This window comes from Nocardia alni, from assembly GCF_019038435.1.
Taxonomy (GTDB): domain Bacteria; phylum Actinomycetota; class Actinomycetes; order Mycobacteriales; family Mycobacteriaceae; genus Nocardia; species Nocardia alni.
Genome location: NZ_JAGPOX010000019.1, coordinates 65459 through 86700 on the forward strand (window position 1 = coordinate 65459; position 21242 = coordinate 86700).

19 protein-coding genes and 1 tRNA gene are annotated in these 21242 nt (G+C 66.7%); 7 read left to right on the top strand and 13 right to left on the bottom strand.

Features of this window, described 5'->3' with window-relative positions; genetic code table 11:
- Nucleotides 1-6: 6 nt before the first annotated feature.
- The 4 genes from JZ791_RS10395 to JZ791_RS10410 form a co-directional block, all read right to left on the bottom strand.
- The gene (locus JZ791_RS10395) at nt 7-1230 is read right to left on the bottom strand and encodes a glycosyltransferase family 4 protein (protein ID WP_216894012.1); all 1224 of its coding nucleotides are present in this window, start codon (nt 1228-1230) and stop codon (nt 7-9) included.
- 50 nt (nt 1231-1280) lie between these two features.
- Nucleotides 1281-2132, bottom strand: coding sequence for an LLM class F420-dependent oxidoreductase (locus JZ791_RS10400; RefSeq protein WP_216894013.1), 852 nt, complete (start codon nt 2130-2132; stop codon nt 1281-1283).
- A 15-nt stretch (nt 2133-2147) separates the two neighbouring features.
- Nucleotides 2148-3635, bottom strand: a complete 1488-nt coding sequence (locus tag JZ791_RS10405; RefSeq protein ID WP_216894014.1) for an FAD-dependent oxidoreductase — start codon at nt 3633-3635, stop codon at nt 2148-2150.
- A gap of 76 nt (nt 3636-3711) precedes the next feature.
- A complete protein-coding gene (locus tag JZ791_RS10410; RefSeq protein WP_216894034.1) occupies nt 3712-4062 on the bottom strand; it encodes a carboxymuconolactone decarboxylase family protein in 351 nt (116 codons plus the stop codon).
- A 458-nt stretch (nt 4063-4520) separates the two neighbouring features.
- Here JZ791_RS10410 and JZ791_RS10415 point away from each other — a divergent pair, with 458 nt between their 5' ends.
- The 5 genes from JZ791_RS10415 (at nt 4521) to JZ791_RS10435 (ending at nt 8341) form a co-directional block, all read left to right on the top strand.
- Nucleotides 4521-5726 carry a cytochrome P450 gene (locus tag JZ791_RS10415; protein WP_216894015.1) on the top strand — a complete coding sequence of 402 codons (1206 nt, stop codon included), beginning with the start codon at nt 4521-4523 and terminating at the stop codon, nt 5724-5726.
- A gap of 24 nt (nt 5727-5750) precedes the next feature.
- Nucleotides 5751-6557, top strand: a complete 807-nt coding sequence (locus JZ791_RS10420; protein WP_216894016.1) for an SDR family oxidoreductase — start codon at nt 5751-5753, stop codon at nt 6555-6557.
- Nucleotides 6557-6751 carry a ferredoxin gene (locus tag JZ791_RS10425; RefSeq protein WP_216894017.1) on the top strand — a complete coding sequence of 65 codons (195 nt, stop codon included), beginning with the start codon at nt 6557-6559 and terminating at the stop codon, nt 6749-6751. Before JZ791_RS10420 ends, JZ791_RS10425 begins: the two co-directional genes overlap by 1 nt.
- Before the next feature lie 141 nt (nt 6752-6892).
- Nucleotides 6893-7573 (top strand): acetoacetate decarboxylase family protein, encoded by a 681-nt coding sequence (locus JZ791_RS10430; RefSeq protein ID WP_216894018.1) that lies wholly within the window; start codon nt 6893-6895, stop codon nt 7571-7573.
- Nucleotides 7574-8341, top strand: coding sequence for an SDR family NAD(P)-dependent oxidoreductase (locus JZ791_RS10435; protein ID WP_216894019.1), 768 nt, complete (start codon nt 7574-7576; stop codon nt 8339-8341). It begins immediately after the preceding gene.
- A gap of 54 nt (nt 8342-8395) precedes the next feature.
- Here the strand turns inward: JZ791_RS10435 and JZ791_RS10440 are convergent, their stop codons facing one another.
- The gene (locus JZ791_RS10440) at nt 8396-9217 is read right to left on the bottom strand and encodes a crotonase/enoyl-CoA hydratase family protein (protein ID WP_216894020.1); all 822 of its coding nucleotides are present in this window, start codon (nt 9215-9217) and stop codon (nt 8396-8398) included.
- A gap of 133 nt (nt 9218-9350) precedes the next feature.
- On the opposite strand from JZ791_RS10440, the gene JZ791_RS10445 reads away from it, so the two are divergent.
- Both JZ791_RS10445 and JZ791_RS10450 read left to right on the top strand, forming a co-directional pair.
- Nucleotides 9351-10946, top strand: coding sequence for a succinic semialdehyde dehydrogenase (locus JZ791_RS10445; RefSeq protein WP_216894021.1), 1596 nt, complete (start codon nt 9351-9353; stop codon nt 10944-10946).
- Between the two features lie 124 nt (nt 10947-11070).
- Nucleotides 11071-11988 carry an SAM-dependent methyltransferase gene (locus JZ791_RS10450; RefSeq protein WP_254205487.1) on the top strand — a complete coding sequence of 306 codons (918 nt, stop codon included), beginning with the start codon at nt 11071-11073 and terminating at the stop codon, nt 11986-11988.
- 45 nt (nt 11989-12033) lie between these two features.
- On the opposite strand, the gene JZ791_RS10455 is transcribed toward JZ791_RS10450, so the two are convergent.
- From JZ791_RS10455 to JZ791_RS10490, 8 genes are all read right to left on the bottom strand, one after another.
- Nucleotides 12034-12945, bottom strand: coding sequence for an alpha/beta hydrolase (locus JZ791_RS10455; protein ID WP_216894022.1), 912 nt, complete (start codon nt 12943-12945; stop codon nt 12034-12036).
- 128 nt (nt 12946-13073) lie between these two features.
- Nucleotides 13074-14366 (bottom strand): cytochrome P450 family protein, encoded by a 1293-nt coding sequence (locus tag JZ791_RS10460; protein ID WP_254205488.1) that lies wholly within the window; start codon nt 14364-14366, stop codon nt 13074-13076.
- A gap of 482 nt (nt 14367-14848) precedes the next feature.
- The gene (locus JZ791_RS10465; RefSeq protein ID WP_216894023.1) at nt 14849-16123 is read right to left on the bottom strand and encodes a cation:proton antiporter; all 1275 of its coding nucleotides are present in this window, start codon (nt 16121-16123) and stop codon (nt 14849-14851) included.
- A gap of 73 nt (nt 16124-16196) precedes the next feature.
- Nucleotides 16197-16853 carry a hypothetical protein gene (locus tag JZ791_RS10470; protein WP_216894024.1) on the bottom strand — a complete coding sequence of 219 codons (657 nt, stop codon included), beginning with the start codon at nt 16851-16853 and terminating at the stop codon, nt 16197-16199.
- Between the two features lie 51 nt (nt 16854-16904).
- Entirely contained in the window at nt 16905-18401 is a 1497-nt protein-coding gene (locus JZ791_RS10475) for an NAD(P)/FAD-dependent oxidoreductase (protein ID WP_216894025.1), read from the bottom strand.
- Between the two features lie 587 nt (nt 18402-18988).
- Nucleotides 18989-20083, bottom strand: coding sequence for a hypothetical protein (locus JZ791_RS10480; protein ID WP_216894026.1), 1095 nt, complete (start codon nt 20081-20083; stop codon nt 18989-18991).
- A 439-nt stretch (nt 20084-20522) separates the two neighbouring features.
- Nucleotides 20523-20596 (bottom strand) — tRNA-Pro (locus JZ791_RS10485).
- Between the two features lie 56 nt (nt 20597-20652).
- On the bottom strand, nt 20653-21242 hold a 590-nt coding region (locus tag JZ791_RS10490), incomplete at its 5' end, for a DUF8017 domain-containing protein (RefSeq protein WP_216894027.1).

A 21242-nucleotide genomic window follows, 5' to 3' on the forward strand; every position in this document is an offset into this window, starting at 1 on the left:
CCGGCTTCAGCCCAACGGCTTTCGGGCGATGGCCCGCTCATAGACCGAAACGGTCTGCGCGGCAACGGCCTCCCAGCTGAATACCGCCAGCGCCCTGGCTCGCCCGGCGGCGCCGAGTTCGTCGAGGCGATGCCGGGAATCCAGCAGACCCCCGATGGACCTGGTCAATTCGCCGACGTTGCCCGGCTCGACCAGTTCGGCGCAGCCGCCGACCACCTCGGGCAGCGCACCGGCGCGACTGGCGACCAGCGGGGTGCCGCTGGCCATGGCCTCCACGGCCGGCAGCGAAAAGCCCTCGTACATCGAGGGGATGCAGGCGATCTCGGCCGAACTCAGCAGTTCGGCCAGGGCGGTGTCGGACAGCCCGCTGCTCACCGTCACGATATCGGCGATGCCGAGTTCGGCGATCAACTTCTGCGTGGGGCCGTCGGTGTCCAGCTTGGCGACCAGTTGCAACTCCACATCGTGCGACAGACGAAGCCGCGATACCGCGTGCAGCAGGTGGCTGATGCCCTTGAGTGGTTTGTCCGCGCTGGCGACCGCGACGATGCGCCCGGGCGCCCGCGCCGAGCGCGGCCGGAACAGCTCGGTGTCGACACCCAGCGGTACCACTCGCAGTTGGTTCGAGGAGACGCCGAAGTCGTCCGCGATATCGGCGGCCGAGGACGAGGAGACGGTGACCAGATCCGGAATCTGCCGGGCCACCCGCTGCTGCATGCCCAAAAAGCCGTACCAGCGGTGCACGAGCGGTTTTCGCCACAGGCGCGCGGCTGCCAGATCCACCGATCGGTCCCGCGTGATCGGGTGGTGGATGGTCGCCACGACCGGCAGGCGCCGGGCGATGTCCAGTAGCCCGTAGCCCAGGCACTGATTGTCGTGTACCACATCGAAATCCGCTGTCCGCGTGCTCAACAGCCGCGCGGCGCGCAGGCTGAAGGTGCGCGGCTCGGGAAATCCGGCGGTCCACATGGTGCCCAGCTCCAGCAGATCGATCCGGTCGCGGATCTCACCGGGGCGCGGCGTGCGGAACGGATCGGAGTCGCGGTACAGATCGAGGCTGGGCACCTCGGTCAGCCGCACACGAGGATCGAGCAGTTCCGGGTAGGGCTGTCCCGAAAAGACTTCCACCTCATGGCCCAGTTCGGCCAGGCCCGCGCTCAGATACCTGACATATACTCCCTGGCCCCCACAATGTGTCTTGCTGCGGTAGGACAGCAGGGCGATGCGCACGCTGGTACCTCACTCTCGAGTGGTCGAACAATAAGGAATCAGAAGGTGACTCAGGATCGGATATCGAGTTTGGCGGACAACCGGTCCAGATACGCCAGTACGTCCGGTTCCGGCTTGTCCGGCAGCCCGAACAGTACATCGGTGACCCCGGCCGCCGCCCAGTCGGCCAGTGCCTGCGGATCGGGCTTGCCCGCCAGCGCGACCACGCGCGGTACGCCGTCGCGGCCCTCCTCCTGCCATACCTTGCGCAGCAGTTGCATGCGCTCGAGCAGCAGATGCGTCTCGTACGGGGTGGTGATCCAGCCGTCCGCCGACTTGGCGATCCAGCGGAAACCCTGTTCGGTGCCCGCGGTGCCGATCAGCACCGGCACATGGGACTGCGTCGGCTTCGGAAAGGCCCAGCTGGGGCCGAATTTCACGAATTCGCCGTCGTAGGAGGCCTCGTCCTGGGTCCACAGTGCCCGCATCGCCTCGAGATATTCGCGCAGCGCGGTGCGCCGCCGCTTGCCGGGGATGCCGTGATCGGCGAGTTCATCGGTGTTCCAGCCGAATCCGGCGCCGAGGGACACCCGGCCACCGGACAGGTGATCGAGCGAGGCGATGGTCTTGGCCAGGGTGATCGGGTCGTGTTCGGTGGGCAGCGCGACCGCCGTGGACAATTCGATGCGCTCGGTCACCGCGGCGGCCATGCTCAGCGCGACCCACGGATCGAGGGTGCGCATGTAGCGGTCGTCGGGCAGACTGGCATCGCCTGTCAGTGGGTGCGCCGCTTCGCGTTTCACCGGAATATGAGTGTGTTCGGGCACGAAGAACGACGCGAAGCCGCGCTCCTCCGCGGCCTTCGCCGCCGCGGCCGGGGCGATGCCGCGGTCACTGGTGAACAGTACGATGCCGAAACGCATGCGTGAGTATTCCTTTCAGTCCTGGATAGCGGCGGCGGCCTGACCGGCGCGCCGACCGTAGAAGCTGCCGTCGCCCAGGGACGTACCGCTGGCGTACCCACCGGCGCAGACGCCGGAGGTGCACCGGCCGGCGGCGAACAGGCCCGCGATCGGCTCCCCGGACACGTGCAGGACGCGCGAGTCGAGGTCGGTCTTCAGTCCGCCCGTGGTGAATCCGCCGGTGTGCTCGCGCAGGTCGAATCCGGCCAGTGGGGCGCCCAGCGGCTTGGTCCATTCGGCCCGGCGGCCCAGCAACGGATCCGTACCTTCTGCGGCGAACCGGTTGTAGACCTCGACCGTGGCCTGCAACGCGCCCTCGGGCAGGCCCATCTCCGATTCCAGCTCGGCCACGGTCTCGCCCGTCCACTTGGGCGGCTCCAGCCGGAAGAATTTGGTCGCGCTCTCGGTGGCGTGGGCGGCCTCGAGCGCCTGCTCGTCGATGATCAGATAGGCCTGGTTGTCCTGCGTGTTGAGGGTGGCTTGCCCGACCCGCCCGCAGTAGGTGTCCTCGTTGATGAACCGCTGGCCGCGCGCGTTGACGATGACGCCGCGCGCCACCATCTGCGGGTCGGCGAAGAACGCCACCTCGGCGGCGTCCATGTGCGCGACCTGCGCACCCAGGGACTGTCCGAGCAGGATGCCGATGCCGTCGTGCTGTTCGATGGAGGCGGCCGGCCGATTGAGCAGCCGCGGCACGTACGCCTCGATCATTTCCTGGTTGTAGGCGAAGCTGCCGGTGGCCAGCACCACGCCGCGGCGGGCGCGCACCGTCACCTGCTTGCCGTAGCGCTTGGCGACCACGCCGACGACGCGACCCGCGTCGTCCGAGTCGTCCACCACCAGGCTCTGGATGCGGATGTCGTATTCGGCCCGCACGCCCAGGCCCTCGGCCGTCTCGGCCAGCGGCTTCATCAGCATGTAGCCGCCGCCCTTCTCGCCGGTCCGCTTGTTCTGCATCTGCGGCAGATGTCCGCGCGGTGCGGGCGTGGCGATGCCGGAGAAGGGTGCGGCGTTCTCGCCGCCGGAGTACATCAGGCCCTCGTCGTGCGCCGGTTCCCAGCCCGGCTCACCCCAGAATTCCTCCTTGAACGGAACTCCCTGGGCCACAAGCCAGTTGAAATGCTCGACGCTGCCCTGGCAGTAGTCGTGCACCTTGGCCTTGTCCACGCCGGGGCCCAGCGCGGTGACCATGAACTTCTCCATGTTCTCCGGAGAGTCCTCGAAACCCAGCGCCTTCTGCAGCGGGGTGCCGCCACCGAGGTAGATGAAACCGCCCGACATGGACGCCGCGCCACCCCAGCCGCCGGTGCGCTCGAGCACCAGCACCTCGGCCCCGGCGCGCGCGGCCTCGATGGCGGCGCAGACCCCGGCGATGCCGTATCCGGCGATCACCACGTCGGCCTCGAAATCCCACTGGTCGATCGTGCTCGCGCGCTGCGGTCGTACTGTCGTGGTTTCGGACATCGCCTCTTGTTCCTCCTCGGGTAAGACCGGTCGGCCTCATCCTGCTCCGTACGCGCTCGCGGGCGGCGTCATCACTTCACTGTGTGAGACCGTTCTTTGCCCGGGCCTGCTTGTTTCGTTGTCCCACGACCTTGCCGACCACGCCGTCGAGCGTGGTCCCCGCGGGCCAGCCCGCGTAGTGGCACAGGAACAGCGCGATCTCGTGCAACTGTGCGGCGTCCAGTTCCTCGTTGCCCAGTGCCGCGCCGATCTGGATCTCGGCGATATCGAACTGGCCCTGTGCGGTGAGCGCGCCGAGCAGCAGCAGCCGCCGGTCGCGCAGGCTCAGCCCCGGACGGGTCCAGATATCGCCGAACAGGTGATCGACGGTGACCGCGAAATGCTCGCCGGGTCCGTCGGCGATCTGCCAGCCGTAGACCTCGGACATCTTCGCTATCCCGCGGGCGCGTCGATCCGAGGCGGTCTCTTCGGTACTCACCGCTGCTCCTTTGCGCTATCGCCGCTGTGCTCATGACCGGAAGATCTGTCCGCCGTCGACGCGGTGGAAGGCAGCGGGCCTGTCTGGACACGTGTACGGACTATATGGTCGAAAGTGTGGCAAGCGCAAGAACCTGTTGCAGTTTCTGTCTCGTCCCGACGCCTCTGGGCTGCTGCGTCGCCCTGGCGTGCGAGTGGTGGGAAGTTCGGCGCGGGCGCTGGCCGAAGACGCACCGAGGGTGACCAGGGAGCAGGGAAAATAATGCGGATCACGCGAAAGATCGACAGGCGTTGTCTGTGGTCCAGTGCTAATGGTACGGTCCAGACACATGTCCAGCTGCGTGTCTTCCCTGGTGTCGATGCGCGGCAGTACAAGGCTGAACACGTTCCGAGTAGAAGGTGAAGTCGATGACAGCCGCTTTCCTGGAACCGCTCACCTTCGACCCGTACGATTACGGCTTTCATGAAGATCCGTACCCGGTTTACCACCGGCTGCGCGCCGAGGCTCCGCTGTACCACAACCCGGAGCTGGGTTTCTGGGCGCTGTCGCGGCATGTGGACGTCACCGCCGGATTCCGCGACGCCGCACGGCTGTCCAGCGCCAACGGCGTCTCCCTGGATCCGATCGCCTGGGGTCCGCACGCGCACAGGATGATGTCCTTCCTGGCGCTGGACGATCCGCGTCATCTGCGGCTGCGGCAGCTCGTCTACAAGGGATTCACCCCGCGTCGTGTCACCGAAATGACCGGCCGCATCAGGGAATTGACGCTGCGACACCTGCGGCCGGCGCTGGCGCGGGGTGACTTCGACTGGATCGAGGACTTCGCCGGAAAACTGCCGATGGATGTCATCTCCGACCTGATCGGGGTGCCCGAGCCGGAGCGCGCCCGGCTGCGCAGGCTGGCGGATCTGATGGTGCACCGCGAGGACGGAGTGCTCGATGTGCCCGAGGGGGCGATCCACGCTTCGCTCGAGTTGGCGGGTTACTTCAACGAGCTGATCGCCCAGCGTCGTGGCGTCCGCACCGAGGATCTCACCTCGGCGCTGGTGGATGCCGAGATCGATGGCGACCGGCTGACCGACGAGGAGATCCTCGCGTTCATGGTCCTGATGGTGGTGGCCGGGAACGAGACGACCACCAAGCTGCTCGGCAACGCATTGTATTGGGCCGCAGCCAATCCAGCGCAGTACGCGAAAGTATCCGCGCATACCGGTCTGGTGCCGGACTGGGTGGAGGAGACGCTGCGCTACGACACCTCGAGCCAGATCCTGGCGCGCACCGCCGCCGTCGACCTCGAGTACTACGGCGCCACCGTGCCCGCCGGCGCCAAGGTGCTGCTGCTGGTGGGCTCGGCGAACCGGGACGAGGCCGCCTTCGCCGAACCCGGCGTCTACGACATCGAGCGCCAGGACAAGGGCGGGCTGGTCAGTTTCGGCCGGGGCGTGCACTTCTGCCTGGGCGCGCATCTGGCCCGCCTGGAGGCCACGATCGCCTTGCACGAGTTCGCCGATCGGGTCCGTGATTACCGGGTGGACGTCGCGGGCATCGAGCGCGTGCACTCCACCAACGTCAGGGGATTCGCGAAACTCCCTGTGACGGTTCAGGTTCGATGACCACCGAAGTGAGTAGGACAGCTGATGCCGAGATTCGAGCCCCATCCCACGCGGCGACCGGCGCTGATCGCCGGGGCCTCCTCCGGAATCGGCGCGGCCACCGCCGTCGCGCTCGCCGAACTGGGCCATCCCGTCGCCTTGGGCGCGCGGCGTGTGGACGTGTGTGAACAACTCGCCGAGAAGATCCGGGCCGACGGCGGCGAGGCCGTCGCGCTGCGCCTGGACGTCTCCGAGGGATCCTCGGTGGACGAGTTCGTCACCGCCGCCGAAAAGGCCCTCGGCCCGGCGGAAATCGTGCTGTCGGGCGCCGGCGACATCGAGTTCGGCCTGGCCCACGAGATGGATTCGGAGGACTTTCTGACGCAGGTGCACATCCATCTGGTGGGTGCGCAGCGGCTGGTCCATCGTGTGGTGCCCGACATGATCTCCCGGCGGCGCGGCGATTTCGTGCTCATCGGCTCGGATTGCGCCGATACCCCGCGTCCCCGGATGGGCGCGTACAACGCCGCCAAGACCGGCCTGGAGGCGATGGGCCGGCAGATGCGCATGGAGCTCGAGGGCACCGGGGTGCGCGCGTCGGTGGTCCGTCCGGGGCCGACCCAGACCGGTATGGGTATGACCGCGAGCCCGGAGGTCGTGGGGCCGCTGCTGGACGACTGGTCGCGGTGGGGTTTCGCGCGGCACCCGTACTTCCTGCGCGCCTCCGATATCGCCGCCGCCGTGGTCGCCGTGGTGAGCGCACCGCGCGGCGCGCATCTGGTGCTGGTCGAGGTACAGCCGGAAGCTCCGCTACGCGAGGTGAAAGCCGAGGCCGGACAGGAGAACTCGTGATGCGCATCGTGGTGGACGCCGATCTGTGCCAGGGCCATGCGGTCTGCCAGGACGAGGCCCCGAACCTGTTCGCGGTGCCCAAGAAAGGAACCGTGCAACTGCTGGCGGCCGATCCGGCAGACGAGCTCGAGGCCGCCCGCGCGGCCGTGCGGTACTGCCCGACCCAGGCCCTGTCCATCGTCGAGGACCAGTAGCCCGCGATCAGGAGAGGCGGCCCCACTCCGTCGACCTCATGCCCGATCGGGTGGCGGTCGTGCAGGGCGAGCGCCGGGACGCACGTCGGCCGATCCGGCCCCGACAAAATGAGAACGTGTTCTACTTAAGGGATGGTGAGCGTGCATTCCGTGCTCGGTGAAAAAGTCACGATGCCGGTCGAGATCCGCGATGCCGACGCGGCCTCGGCCATGTTCCTCGCCGACGCGGGCGCGGCGCGAAAGATCCTGTCGGGCATGGCCTTGGAGCCGGTCGTCGTCGCGGGCCGGGCGATCTGCTCGCTGGCCTTCGTCCGGTATATCGACGGGGATCTGGGCCCGTATCACGAGTTCGCGTTCGCGCTGCTGGTCCGGCGTCCCGGGGATCGGTCCAGTACGGGTGTGTACATCCCGTGGCTGCCGGTGAATCAGAGCTTCACCTGCGCGGCCGGTCGCGAGATCTGGGGCTTTCCGAAGGAGATCGCCGATATCCGGATCACCCGGTGCGGTCCCGGCAAACGCTGTGAGGTGCGCCTGGATGGACGGCTGGTGGTGGCCGTGCAGACGCACGGGGGTATTCCGACACCGTCCCGATTCGGCGGCGCGTCGATCGCGGCGTACACCCGGCTCGACGGAAAGCTGCACAGCACTGCGTGGGTCATGAATCCCTCCGACGTGCGAATGCGCCTGGGCGGCGCCAGCGTCGAACTCGGCGACCATCCCGCTGCCGAGCAGATGCGTTCACTGGGTCTGCCCCGGCGCTCGCTGTTCACCAGTCAGATCGGCGCGCTGCGCATGACATTCGAGGATGCTCGGGAGATCTAGATGAATAGAACGGCACTGGTTACCGGTGCGGCCAGCGGTATGGGGCGGATGGCCGCGCAGCGCCTGGCCGCTGCCGGATGCCGCGTCGCCGCGGTCGATGTCGACGAGGCGGGCCTGACCGAAACCGCCCGGCGCTCACCGAATATGAGTACCTACGCCTGTGATGTGTCCGATCCGGCGGAGGTGACGGCGGTGGTGGAGAAGGTGCGCGCCGACCTCGGCCCGATCGAGCATCTGGTGCACGCCGCGGCGCTGTGCCGGGTGGGATCCGCGCTGACCCACGATGTCTCGGAGATGCGCCGGGTCATGGAGGTCAACTACCTGGGCACTATCAACCTGTGCCAGAACGTGATTCCGGCGATGAAAGCGGCGGGATCGGGCACCGTGGTGCTGTTCGCCTCGGTGGCGGGCTGGCTGCCCTCGCCGGGGCTGGGCGCGTACTCCGCCTCGAAATTCGCCGTCGTCGGCTATACCGATGTGCTGTCCCAGGAGCTCGACGGGACCGGTGTGCGGCTGCTGTCGATCTGCCCGCCGCATGTGGAAACTCCACTGCTGGAAGGTATCCGGGAATCCGATCCCGCCGTGGTCGCCGGGCAGAGCGGGATGTCGCCGGAGAAGGTTCTGGACGCCATGGAGAAGGCCTTGGCGAAGCCCGCGAATCCGGTATTCATCTTCCCGGGTCAGGCGCTGCCGCTCGTCCTGGCCCGGCGCTTCGTGCCCGGACTGCTGCGCAAGCAGATCGCCCGAATGGTCAAGCCCACGTTGTGAATTCGTGCTCGGCGGGTGGGATGTGCACCCGCCGAGCCGCCGGGACGACCGAACTCAGCGCCCCTTGAACTCCGGCTTGCGCTTCTGCGCGAAGGCCTTCGGGCCCTCCTTGGCATCCTCGCTCGCGAATACCGACAGGCCCACCTTCGCGTCCAGCTTGAAGGCCTCGTCCTCGTGCATGCCCTCGGTGTCGCGGATGGTCTTCAGGATCGCCTGCACGGCCAGCGGCCCGTTGGCGTTGATCATCTCGGCCAGCTCCAGGGCCTTGTCCAGGGCGGTGCCATCCGGCACGACGTGCCCGATCAGTCCGATCTCCTTGGCCTCGGCGGCGGTGATGTGGCGGCCGGTCAGCAGGATCTCGGCGGCGACGGTGTAGGGGATCTGCCGGGGTAGGCGCACCGCCGAGCCGCCCATCGGGTACAGGCTCCACCGCGCCTCGGACACGCCGAACTTCGCGCTCTGGCCGGCGACGCGGATGTCGGTGCCCTGCAGGATCTCGGTGCCGCCCGCGATGGCCGCGCCCTCGACGGCGGCGATCAGCGGCTTGCTCAGCCGATATCCCTTGAGCAGACCGGGAATTCGGGACGGGTCGAATGTGCCGCCCGCGCTCATGCTCTTGCTCGGATCGTTGCGGCTCATCGCCTTGAGGTCGGCGCCGGCGCAGAACGCGCCGCCCGCCCCGGTCAGGATGCAGCAGTGAATCTCCGGATCGCTGTCGACCCGTTCCCAGGCCCGCACCATGATCTCCAGCATCTCGCCGGTCAGCGCGTTGCGCGAGGCCGGACGATTCATCGTGATGATCAGTGTCCCGCCGCGCTGCTCGACCAGCGCGTGGGGTTCGGTGCTGCTACCGGTTTCAGTCGCTGCTGTCGTCATCGCAGACCCTCTTCTCCTCGTTGGTGTCCACGAAGTTATCCGATACCTCGGACACCATTGCCCTAAACAATAACGTGTTCTAGTTTAGAACATGGTGACTGCCGTCACGAGGCGGCGAACAGGGAGGATCCGAATGGAGACAACCACGCGCGGCACGACGAACCTGCCGCCGCGGATCACGAAGGCGCTGATCGAGCGGCTGACCTCGATGGTCGTCGCGGGTGTCGCTGGTGACAAGCGTGAGCCCTACGAGATGATCGAGGTCTATACCGGCGGTGTCGTGGGTCAGCTGCCCCAGTCCTCGCCCGAGGATGTGGTCAAGGCGGTCGCCGACGCCCGCGCCGCGCAGCGCGAATGGGCCGGCTGGTCGGTGGACAAGCGCCTGGCGGTCTTCGAGCGCTGGCACGAGCTGATCCTGTCCGAGATCGAGACCATCGCCGACCTGATCCAGATCGGCTGCGGCAAGACCCGGCGGATGGCGATCGAGGAGTCCTGCGATCCGCCGATGGTGGTCAGCCATTACCTCAAGACGGCCAAGCGGGCGCTGAAGCCGACGCGTCGCGGCGGCTATATGCCGGTCATCTCCACCTCCACCGCGCAGCACCGGCCCAAGGGCGTGGTCGCGGTCATCGCGCCGTGGAACTTCCCGTTCGCGATCGCGATGTCCGATTCGACCCCGGCGCTGATCGCGGGCAACGGCGTGGTGCTCAAACCGGACAACAAGACCGCCCTGTGCACCCTGTTCGGGGTCGAGTTGCTCTATCAGGCGGGCCTGCCGCGCGGGCTGATGCAGGTGGTCTGCGGCGGCGGTCCCGATGTCGGGCCGACGCTGATCGAGAACTCCGACTTCGTGATGTTCACCGGATCCACCGCCACCGGGCGCACCATCGGCGAGCTGGCCGGGCGCAATCTGATCGGGTGCAGCCTCGAGCTGGGCGGCAAGAATCCGCTGCTGGTGCTCGACGACGCGAATCTCGACGATGTGATTCCGGGCGCGATCTTCGCCACGTTCTGCAACAGCGGCCAGGCGTGCATGCATATCGAGCGGATCTATGTGCACGACCGGGTCTACGACGAATTCGTGCGCCGATTCGTCGCCGCCACCGAGGAATTGAGCGCCAAGACGGGTGCGGCGTACGACAGCGATCCGGAATTCGGGTCGCTGGTGTCGCCCGAGCACCTCGACCGTGTGGCCGCGCACGTCGAGGACGCACGCGCGAAGGGCGCGACCGTGCTGACCGGCGGGAAGGCCCGTCCGGACATCGGTCCCGCGTTCTACGAGCCGACCGTGCTGACCGGGGTGACCTCGGAGATGACCCACGCCACCATGGAGACCTTCGGTCCGGTGGTCACGGTGTACCGATTCAGCGACGAGGAGGATGTGATCCGCCGGGCGAACGACACCAGTTACGGCCTCAACGCCAGCATCTGGAGCCGAAACCTGGCTCGCGCCACCAAGATCGCCGATCGGCTCGAGGCGGGCAACATCAACGTCAACGATGGGCTCGTGGTCACCTACTCCTCGAAGGTCACACCGTCCGGCGGGCTGAAGGAGTCCGGCGTCGGCACCCGGCACGGCGATGCGGGCCTGCTCAAGTACACCGACAGCGTCAATTTCGGTGTGCAGAAGCGACAGGTGATGGCCGCGCGGGCGGGTATGCCGTTCGCCAAGCAGCTGCAGACGACATTGATCACGCTGCGCACGATGCGGCGGTTCCGGATTCGCTGAACGATCGTTTTCGGGCCCCGGTTCCCATGGGAGCCGGGGCTTTTCCGTGCCGGAATCACCGCACGGTCGATCAGCAACCGGCCGGTATGTAATGCTCCTTTTGTGGAACACGCTATTGTGACGATTGCGTGGTACCGGCGCAAAAGCCCGTGCGTATGAGGGACACTCGGCACTGATCGAAGCGAATCATCGACGCCAGGAGCCCACGCTGTTTCAGCCCTCCGCCGCCTATCCCAGCGCTGTACCGGTCGGGGTCGACAACGCCCGCGCCAGCATCGCGCGAGTCTACGACGCCGCACTCGACGGCAAGGACAACTTCGAGATCGATCGGGCGGTGCTGGACCAGGTCCGCGCGGTCGCGCCCGGCGTTGCCGAACTAGCTTGGGCGAACCGGGATTTCCTGATCAGAGTGTGCCGATTTCTGGCCGGTCATGCCGGGATCGACCAATACCTGGACCTGGGTTCCGGGCTGCCGGCGACCGAGAACACCCACCAGATCGTGCAGCGGATCGTGCGTGAGGCGCGGGTGGTCTACGTGGACAACGATCCGATGGTGCTCGCCCACGCGCGGGCGGTGCTGGCGGAAAACGAACACACGTGCATCGTGTCCGACGATATTTTCCAGCCGTCCCAGATTCTGAAGAATTCAGTGGTGCGGGACGAGTTGGATTTCGACCGCCCGCTGGCCCTTATTCAGAATGGCACCCTGCAACACTATCTCGGCGCGGATATCGCCGACATGATGCAGACCTATATCGATGCGCTTCCGTCGGGTTCCTACGTCGCGATATGTCATTTCTTCAATCCCGAGACCCCCGGACTCGCCCAGTTGGCCGTGAGAATGGAGGAGAAATTCATCCACAGCGCCCTGGGCAGCGGCCGCTTCCGCACGCGGACGGAGATCGAGGCCCTGTTCGGGGACCTCGAGATGGTCGAGCCCGGTGTGGCCGTCGCCGATGAATGGTGGCCCAACGGGCCGTTCGTGACGCCGCTGTCCGACGTCCGCCGGTGTATCGCCGCCGGAGTGGGCCGTAAACGATAGTTCGGATCGTTCCGGAGCGGCGACAGCTCGTCGCCCCGGTAGATCTCAATCGTCCCCTACCGCCCGGGCGACGTGTCCGGCGATGAATTCATAGGTCTTCGCGGTGGCCTCGGGGGACTCACCGAGAATGTCGTACCCGTGCTTCACGCCGGGAACGTCACGGTATTCGACCAGCGAGCCCGCCGAATCGAGTGAGCGGGCGTAGGCGGCGCCCTCGTCGTGCAGGAAATCCCGCTCGGCGGTGACGACGAGCGCCGGCGCGATGCCCTCGATGCCGTCGGCGTTGCCGGCCCATGCCGGCGAGGCGAGCGGGTGGCGCTTGGCCGTCTGATCCCGGGCGTAGACGCTGTCGAAGATCGCGGACATCCACAGCGGCGGAATCGGCGAGCCGGGATACGGGTACGACTTGTCCTTGGGCAGCGTCACCAGATCCAGCACCGGGTAGTGCAGCACCTGCAGGGCGATCTTCGGCCCCTTCCGGTCCAGGGCGATCCGCGCCACGGCGGCGCCGAGGTTACCTCCGGCACTCTGCCCGCCGATGCACAGCCGACCGCCGTCCCAGTCGCGTTCGGCCGCCGCGGCCCACGTCACGACGTCGTAGACCTGTTCGACAGGAACGGGAAACCGATGCCGGGGCGCGGTCCCGTAGTCGACATTGACGACCACGACTCCCGCGTGCTCCACCAGATACCGGCACCACTGATCATCCTGCTCGGGAAACCGGAAAACGAACCCGCCGCCGTGCACATTCACATACACCGGCTGCCGAGTCCCCGCCGTCCCCGGCTTGCGATAGATCGCGCACCCGACCTCCCCGTGCCGGGTAGGCACCCGCATTTTCGTGATATCCGCTGGGAGACCGGAGAATTCACGCTTCGGCAGCCGAGCCAGAGTGCTGACCGCCGACATCACACCGGCGATCGTGTCCGCGACGACGGGGACAGACAACACAGACATGAGCCACACCCTACCGGTGAGGCGCAATACGGGCAGGCCGGCCACATGATCGGCTCACATCCCGTATTGCGCCCTCCGCCAGCCATTTTGCGAAGATTCCCGAATTCGACGAGTAATGGCCCCGGCCTTCAGATCGACATCATCATCACTTCCTTCGACAGCGGCGCGAACGCCACCGGCATCGAGACCAGGGCGCGGTGGAAGGGGCCCGGCCGCCACTTCAATTGGTCGGGCCGGATCGCCAGCTGCATTTCGCCCACGCGGTCGAACAGTTGGTCGATGGCGCTCTGGACGGTCTGGTAGGCCACGTCTTTGGCGGGGCAGGCGTGCGGGCCGGCGCTCCAGGCCAGATGGGAGCGGTTGCCGATGCTGGTGGTGCCTGCGCCGCGGATGTGGGGGTCGTTGTTACATGCGGCGAGGCTGATCAGTACGGGCTGGTCGGCGGGTAGCCAGACGCCGTCGATCTGGATGGGTTGGCGCGGATAGGTGGTGCAGAAGTTCGCCATCGGCGGGTTGTTGAACAAGACCTCTTCCAGCGCGTCGGTGGTCGACAGGTTGCGGCCACTGTCGGGCTGGAATCGCGGGTCGGTGAAGATGAGCAGCAGCGCATTGGCCAGAAAGGTGCGCTGGGCCTCGAATCCCGCGCCGTAGAAGCTCATCAGCTGCGCGAACACCTCGATGTCGTCGAGGCCGTTGGGATGATGAGCCAGGTGCGAGGTGACGTCGTCGCCGGGCTGCTCGCGCTTGAGCGCGATCAGTTCCATCAGCGCCTGCCTGACCATCACCATGCCCTGCTTGGCCTTGACTCGGTCGGAGTCGAAGCGATCGGCCATGCCGAGTGCGACCCGCTCGCCGATGTCGCCGGGGCAACCGCACATCTGATTGAGCACGTCGAGTATCAGCGGGAACGCGTACTGCATCACCAACTCGGCGCTGCCGTTCTCACAGAACGACGCGATCAACGGGACAGCGGCCTTCTCGACCATGGCCCGTATGGCGGCCTGGTGGATATTGTCGATCGCCACCACCGAGGGAGCGCGGTAGCGCAGATGGGTGGCGCCGGTGTTGTAGCGGGCCGCTGGATACCATTCCATCATCGGCCGGACCGGTGAATCGGCGGGGATGTCCTTTTCCCAGGTGCGCGGATCGGACGGGAAATGGTCCGGGTCGTTGAGGATGCGGACCGCGGTTTGGTAGCCGATGCACAGGTAGGCGGGAACGCCCGGAGCCAGTTCGACGGGAACCAGCGTGGGGTGAGCCCGGCGCATCTGGTCGTAGGTCCTGCCCGGATCGGTGACGAAATCGGGCGTATACATGGGGAACCGGTCCGGATCGACCTCCAGCGATGCACCGTGCTGGACGGGGCAGGTTCCGTTGGCCGTGATGTGGGACTCGGGGACAGGTGACTGTGGTGTGGTCAAAGACGTGACTCCGGACTGAGGAACAGGAATATGACGAAAACTGCTGCGAGCACGGCCGGCTGGCGCGCTCACGTGGGTAGCACGAGGACGGCCGTGTGCCGGATCGTCACGGAGGACGATCGACGGCATGTGCGGAACCGTTGTGCGGTACTCGGCGCTTCGCCCACGCAAGCAACATAGCAGCGACGACGCCCACAGGCTCGCGAACACAGGAGTGGCGCTCGCGCCCCTACGGCTGGTCATCGCCATGCGGAGGCCTTCGCCGCAGGGTGCAATTCGCGCCGATGCGATTGCGCCACAGCATATTCCGTTTCAAGTCCGCGGCGCCCGGCGCGACTCGCGCGGCGGCAGAACGGTTTGTGCGCACTTGTTGAGGTGTGTGGACGATCTACCCTGATACTATATGTAAAACGCTGTTGTACAACATGTTACGTCCGGTTGGTTACGCTCGGCGATGAGTGTGATGTCCTGAATGCCGGAAGTCATCCGTGGTTGTCGAGCCGCGCGTCCGGTTCGGCGTCGGCCGGCACGGTGGCATCGTGCGCGCGGTGCGGTGGTGTATCAGTGCGGGCGGTCGTCTCGCTGGGCCCGTGGGCCATGCCGAGTATGCGGAGTATCGGCGCGGTGGATGCCGTCGTCACCAGGGCCATGACCACCAGCAGCGAATACAGTCGGGCTCCGATCAGTCCGGTGGTCAGGCCAACGGACAGGATGACCAGCTCGGTCAGCCCCCGCGTGTTGAGTAGCACTGCCACCGCGGCTGCTGGTCGCGGCCGCATCCCGGTAAGGCGACCGGCGAGATAGACGCTGCCGATTTTACCGAGTACCGCGACGGCGACGATGGCCACGAGCTCACCGATCGCGGTCGAGTCCATCCCGCTGAGATCGACGGCCAGGCCCGCGACGACGAAGAACCCAGGGAGCAGGACCGCGCTGAGGACGCGGACGCCGGATTCCACGGCTGGGCGTCGTTCGCGGGGGAAGATGACGCCGAAGGCGAACGCGCCGAAGATCAGGTGCAGTCCGATCCATTCGGTGATCGCGGCGACAGCCAGCGCGCCGCCGACGCCGACCACGATCATCGTCTGGGCGTTGCCGATCTGGGAGATCCGCCCCAGCATCGGCCGCAGCACCCACCACATCAGCCCGACCAGGGGGATCAGGAGGATGAGCCGCCACGGGGCGCCGCCCGGATGGGCCAGTGCCAGGACCACGGCCAGTACCACCCACGCGAGGATGTCGACCAGCGCGGCGCACGCCAGGCTGAGCTGGCCGATCTCGGTGTTCACCAGGTTGCGGTCGTGCAGGATTCTGGCCAGCACCGGGAAGGCGGTCACGGCCAGCGCGCAGCCGACGAACAGGGCGAAGTGCAGCCGGTTGCCGGTCTGATACCGGGTCAGGACGGTGATCGCGACGCAGCTGCCCAGGGCGAAGGGCACCAGGTAGGCCGCCGACGCGACCGCGGGAATCGAGCGGCGAGCACCGGTGAAGATGCTGCGATCGAGTTCCAGGCCCGCGACGAACATGAATACCGCCACGCCGATGTCGGCCAGCAGATTCAGGGAGGGGCGGGCGTCGGCCGGGAACAGCACCGAGGACAGGTGGTGTCCGATGATGGTGGGACCGGCCAGGATTCCGGCCGCGATCTCGCCGATCACCGGTGGCTGGCCGATCTTCTCGGCCAGCCATCCCAGGGTGTGGGCCGCCGCCATGATCAGGACCAGGTCGAGCAGGACCGTCACGGTGGGAACACTCACTCGTGTGTCTCCTCGGGGCGTATTTCGGATGCCATCGCCGGGGCGCTCCACGGATCGCTCCGGCTAGGGCCTGTCACCGGGGGCCAGGCGGGTGCGATGGTGGAGGTCGGTTCGGGCTCCGGAGGGTCGGTTCGTCGCGCAGCTCCGGTTCCGGCGGCACCGCCATGGTGTGCTGGGCCGGGACGACGTCGGGATTGAACGCCTCACGGATCCAGCACACGGGGCGGTCGCCCAGGGACATGACGTACGCCCTGGCGGCGCAGGCGCGTCCGTCCGGCCACGTCCTGGCGCCTGCCCACATGATCCGGCGGCGCTGGCTCAGGCCGCGGGTGATCAGTCCGTGGCCGATCGGGGTACGCGGGTCGGCCAGGCCACTGGCCTGAGCCGGTTGCGCCACGGCCGCCACGTAGTTGATCGATACGGTCCGGTCGGGAGTGACCAGGCACGAGCGCCGGATCAGGGCGCGGTCCGCCGCGTTCAGTGCCAGAACTCCGGCGATGAATTCGGGCAGCGCGCGGGCGGCGACCTCGTCCTGATGCACCACTCGCACGCTCAGAGCGTCGGCGAGGAGGTGTTCGAGAGCCAAGGTCGTCAGGCCCTCGCTGGCCAGCAGGGCCCGGGTTGTGGGGTCGTGGAATCGTTGTATCTGGGTAGCGGTTGTCGTCCGGAAGACCGGCTCGCTGGGCGATGGTTCGCCCAGCGAGCCGGGGCCGGAGCAGGCGGCCGTCACGGCCGACCGCTTCTATCGGTGCGCACCGGGAGTCCTCCTGGTGACTCGCCGCTACAGGGCGGCCGCGGCGCCGTCGTGGGGCGGCAGGACCGGCCGGGTCACGGCGTCCCGTTCGGCGTCGGTGCGGGGGCGAGTGGTCAGGCCGAATACAGGCTCGGTGGTGATCCGGATCTCGCCCATGTCGGTATCGGACAGCGGATCCCGCCAGTGGTCCCAGACCGGTGACATGTCCAGTCCGCCCATATATTTGACGTTCACCCCTTCGGTGTCCGGGGCGGTGTGCAGGCGCTCGGCCTCGGCGACGATGACGTCGGTTCCGGTCCGGTCCTGCTCACCCGTCGTTTCACCGACATCGGTCAGTCCGGCCATGATGCGGGTGAACGATTGCTCCGGCGAATCGCCGTCGTGCACGTCGGTGAGCCGGTGGGCGTGCGCGAAGTACTCGTCGGACCCGATGTAGTGCTCGTACATTCGCGACACCAGCGACAGGAACCGGGTGTAGCCGCGCCGGTAGGTGTACTCGTAGTAGGCCAGCGCGTCGGTTTCGCTCATCTCTCCGCGCAGCATGGTCGTGATCGCCGCCGCGGAGACCAGCCCGGAGTAGGTGGCCAGGTGCACACCGGTCGACAGCAACGGGTCCAGGAAGCAGGCCGCGTCGCCGACCAGGGCGTAGCCGGGACCGCAGAACCGGTCGGCGACATACGAATAGTCCTGTTCGGCCTGCACATCGGAGATCCGCTCGGCGCCCTCGAGCATGTCCAGCATCCGCTTGCTCGCCTGGATGCTGTCCAGGTAGAAGGACTGCCGTGAGTCGTGGCCGCGCAGTTTCTCCGCGGCCAGCCGGGTGGGCACCACGTAGCCGACGCTGTTGCGCCCGTCGCTCAACGGAATGTTCCAGAACCAGCCGCCCTCTTCGGTGGAGACGACGTTGATCGCGCCCTCGGGGCTGTCGGGGTGCAGGCTCGCGCCCTTCCAATACGACCAGACCGCGACGTTGCGGAAGGCCGGATGTTGACGGCGCATGCCGAAGTGCTTGGCCAGCAGCCCATCTCGACCCGTCGCGTCGACGAGGAAGTCGAATTCGATCGTCCGGACGGTGTCGTCGCCGGCCGCGACCCATTCCGCCGCGATCGGTCGCTCACCGTCGAAGACGATGTCGGTGACCTTCGCCCGCTCGATGACCTTCGCGCCCTGGTCGCTGGCGTTGCGCAGCAGCAGGTCGTCGAAGACGGCCCGGTCGACCTGCCACGACCACGCCTCGGCGTCGACCAGCTTGGACCAGTCCAGCAGCCACGTGTCGTTCTGCCACTGGAAATAACCACCACGCTTGATCTGGAAGCCGTGTGCGGCGACCTTCTCGTATGCGCCTGATACCTGCAGCGTGGACAGGCACGAGGCCAGCAGAGATTCTCCGATGTGATACCGCGGGAACGTATCTCGCTCCAGGACTGTGACTTCCACTCCGGATCGTGCGAGCAGTGCGGCGGCGGTCGAACCCGACGGACCTCCGCCGACCACCAGAACGTGTGGATTTTCCCTGGTCCCCATAGCAACTCCCTGGAAAGTTCGAACAGATCGTGCACCGCATCGTGCATGGTCACGCGTCAGACGACAGAACCCCCAAACTTCCATAGCTGTAATTTAACTAGCTGGCGGCACACGACATTTAGGTTAGCAGCCGATCTTGAATCATCAAGTAGAACAGCGGAAATCGTTGCAATCGCAATCGGGCTTACAATAACTGAATATTAGCTGATGAGAGATGGAGTTACCGCGACAATGGCACGCGGGCAAGGCATTACGAAAATTGGTCCCGTATTGCGTTGCAGTGGTGCCGATTTCGGCGGATCGCCTGGAGAGGGAGCCGTCGAAAAAAGACGGAAGAGCCGTGGTCAGACTTGGTTCGGCATGCATCACCCCGCTTCCCGACCTGTCCCTAGTATGACGTATGTCCGGTTTGTATGGCGAGTAGTCCGGCATTCGCCCAGATACGCGGTCATTCGGGCCGTTCGGGCCGGTGTGCGCAGAGCTCTTGCGGCGGAACGTGATTGCTGCCCGTACACGAGAACGGGACGTGGCGAGAATCGGTCAGAGGGTCCTGACATGGTTCGCCACGCCCCGCGGCACGGACAGAGCTATTCGGCGGTCAGCCTCGCCATGGTGGCCGCGGCCCGTTGCGCATCGGCAACATCGCAGCGGCCCAGACCGCATGCGGTCGCGACGCCGTAGGCGGTGCGGCCGGCCGCTTCCTCGAACATGCTCAGCGCATGAGCGCTGTCATCGTCGGATTTCGGCGACACCACACCGGCGATGATGTTCCACCCCGGGTCGAGTCGACGCAGAGGCGCGTAAAACCCGGGGTCCTGCGGAGCCGGCTCGGCGCCGAACGCACACGGAATATGCACGGCGGGAAGGGGCGTGTCGTGATCGCGCAGGCGCCGCGCCGTGTGGTTCAGCAGGGTTACCGCGGGTGCCAGCGAGCGCGGGCTGAGCAGCGATTTGTGCTGGTAATCGCCATAGCAGAGGTGTACGACACTCTGCGCCCCGATCTCGTGGATCCGGGTGAGCAGATCGGCCAGTTGGCGAGCCAGCAGCGGCGCTGCCGCCCACTTCGCACCCAGCTGATCGGCCTTGACCATGCCCAGCAACGCGAACGGCGATTCCACCTGCCAGACCACCCGGTCGCCGTAGCGTTCGTTCACCGCGGCGATTTCCTCGAGCACGGCCGCGGTGACCACCGGCAGCGCCCGCAGGGCGGCCGCGATCAGATTCGATCGCCGCAGCGCCTGGCCTAGCGGGAATCCGGCCGACACCGCAGCGCCGGCGAATACGAACATCGTCAGATCCAGCGGATTGGGCTGGCTCAGCTGCAGTTTCGTCTGTGCCAACTCAGGTCGCTCGGCGCGCACTCTATCGAAGGCCGCGACCACGGACCCGATGCGCTCGAGCCTGTCCATCGACACGTGCCGCGGCTCCAGCTTCGCGCCAGGACGTAGACCATAGTTGGGAAAGTCGCTGTAGTCCGCGAACTTGCCCGGACGGACGATCTCGAGCACATCCTCATGCTTACTGCGCTCCCGCAGATAGTCCAGGATCCAGTCCGGATCCAGGTCGCAGGGCAACCCGGTCAGCCGACCACCATTACTGTCTGCGAACCACCGCAGCACCGCCTCGTCCCCCGTCATCAACTCCTCCGGAACACTACCCACGAAATGCGCATATCTGGTCATCGATACTCCTCGGTCGTTCCGTTGCCCGTTAACATTCTCAACCGAATCGTTTGTATGTGAAAGCATTCCGCGAACGAGGAGGTAGACACCCATGACGCCCGGCCCACCGGAACCCGACCGTGATCGCACCCTCGAGCGGACACCACCGCGGACACCGAGAGGCGAGACCGGACGATCACCGGTCTCGTCGGCAGAGCATGAATCGCGTTCTGACAGCGCCGCCACCATGCCGCGCTCCCATGGCCGGAACGTAGGCCGCGGCTCCCTGCGGTCGCCCTCGGCGCCGCAGCTCGGCGGCGCCGAACCGGCGTGCGCGCTCGGCGGCGGTCCGGATGCCAACGGGACGAGGACCACGAGAAACCGGATCGGCCGACCCGGACACGAATAAGGCCCCTGACCAGATACTGATCAGGGGCCCTGCCGTGTCTCCACACACGAGTCGGGGTGACAGGATTTGAACCTGCGACCTCTTCGTCCCGAACGAAGCGCGCTACCAAGCTGCGCCACACCCCGTGATGCGAACCTGAAGTAGCTTACAACAGGGGTGGCTCGGGAGTTAAATCCGCAGGTCATTTGTCCGGGAGGGGGCGGATGCTGGCCAGGATGTGCTGGGCGGTGGTTCGGTCGATCGCGCCGTTCACGCCGGTGTCGGCGGCGATCGTCATCACGAAGCTGCCGTTCTCGCCGGGGAAGGCGAAGGTGTAGACGGCGAACGTCTTGGCGCATGTGGGATAGGGCGGCGTAAAGGTGCCATATGTCTCGGCGAATGAGCCGTGCAGCTGGCCGTCCAGGGACGTCAGCGGTTCGGCCTTGCCCGGTGTGGCGCCGGTGGAGGTGGACCAGCCGATCTTGGCCAGCCGGGCGCCGATATCGGTGGCCGCGGAGGCCGGATCCGATGCGGCGGACATCGTCAGGAACGCGTTGGTGCGCACGTAGTTCGGGCAGTAGCCCTTACCGTCCTGGACCAGCCCGGCGATCTCCATCGTATTGGGCGCCTTGCCCCAGGTCTCGGCGCTCCTCGGGTCGATCTGCCACCCCTTGGGCACATCGAAGGCCGCACCCCGCGACGGAACCTGCACCACCTGATAACCGGGGATCAGCGGCGCGATACCGGCGACGGGGGCGGGGGCGAGCGGGGTCGCCGCGCTCGTCCCGGGGG

Bases quoted from the DNA above. Each gene is read 5' to 3' on its own strand.
- JZ791_RS10400 (WP_216894013.1), bottom strand. From the start codon at position 2,132: ATGCGTTTCGGCATCGTACTGTTCACCAGTGACCGCGGCATCGCCCCG.
- JZ791_RS10405 (WP_216894014.1), bottom strand. From the start codon at position 3,635: ATGTCCGAAACCACGACAGTACGACCGCAGCGCGCGAGCACGATCGAC.
- JZ791_RS10410 (WP_216894034.1), bottom strand. From the start codon at position 4,062: ATGTCCGAGGTCTACGGCTGGCAGATCGCCGACGGACCCGGCGAGCAT.
- JZ791_RS10415 (WP_216894015.1), top strand. From the start codon at position 4,521: ATGACAGCCGCTTTCCTGGAACCGCTCACCTTCGACCCGTACGATTAC.
- JZ791_RS10420 (WP_216894016.1), top strand. From the start codon at position 5,751: ATGCCGAGATTCGAGCCCCATCCCACGCGGCGACCGGCGCTGATCGCC.
- JZ791_RS10425 (WP_216894017.1), top strand. From the start codon at position 6,557: ATGCGCATCGTGGTGGACGCCGATCTGTGCCAGGGCCATGCGGTCTGC.
- JZ791_RS10435 (WP_216894019.1), top strand. From the start codon at position 7,574: ATGAATAGAACGGCACTGGTTACCGGTGCGGCCAGCGGTATGGGGCGG.
- JZ791_RS10440 (WP_216894020.1), bottom strand. From the start codon at position 9,217: ATGACGACAGCAGCGACTGAAACCGGTAGCAGCACCGAACCCCACGCG.
- JZ791_RS10445 (WP_216894021.1), top strand. From the start codon at position 9,351: ATGGAGACAACCACGCGCGGCACGACGAACCTGCCGCCGCGGATCACG.
- JZ791_RS10455 (WP_216894022.1), bottom strand. From the start codon at position 12,945: ATGTCTGTGTTGTCTGTCCCCGTCGTCGCGGACACGATCGCCGGTGTG.
- JZ791_RS10475 (WP_216894025.1), bottom strand. From the start codon at position 18,401: ATGGGGACCAGGGAAAATCCACACGTTCTGGTGGTCGGCGGAGGTCCG.
- JZ791_RS10480 (WP_216894026.1), bottom strand. From the start codon at position 20,083: ATGACCAGATATGCGCATTTCGTGGGTAGTGTTCCGGAGGAGTTGATG.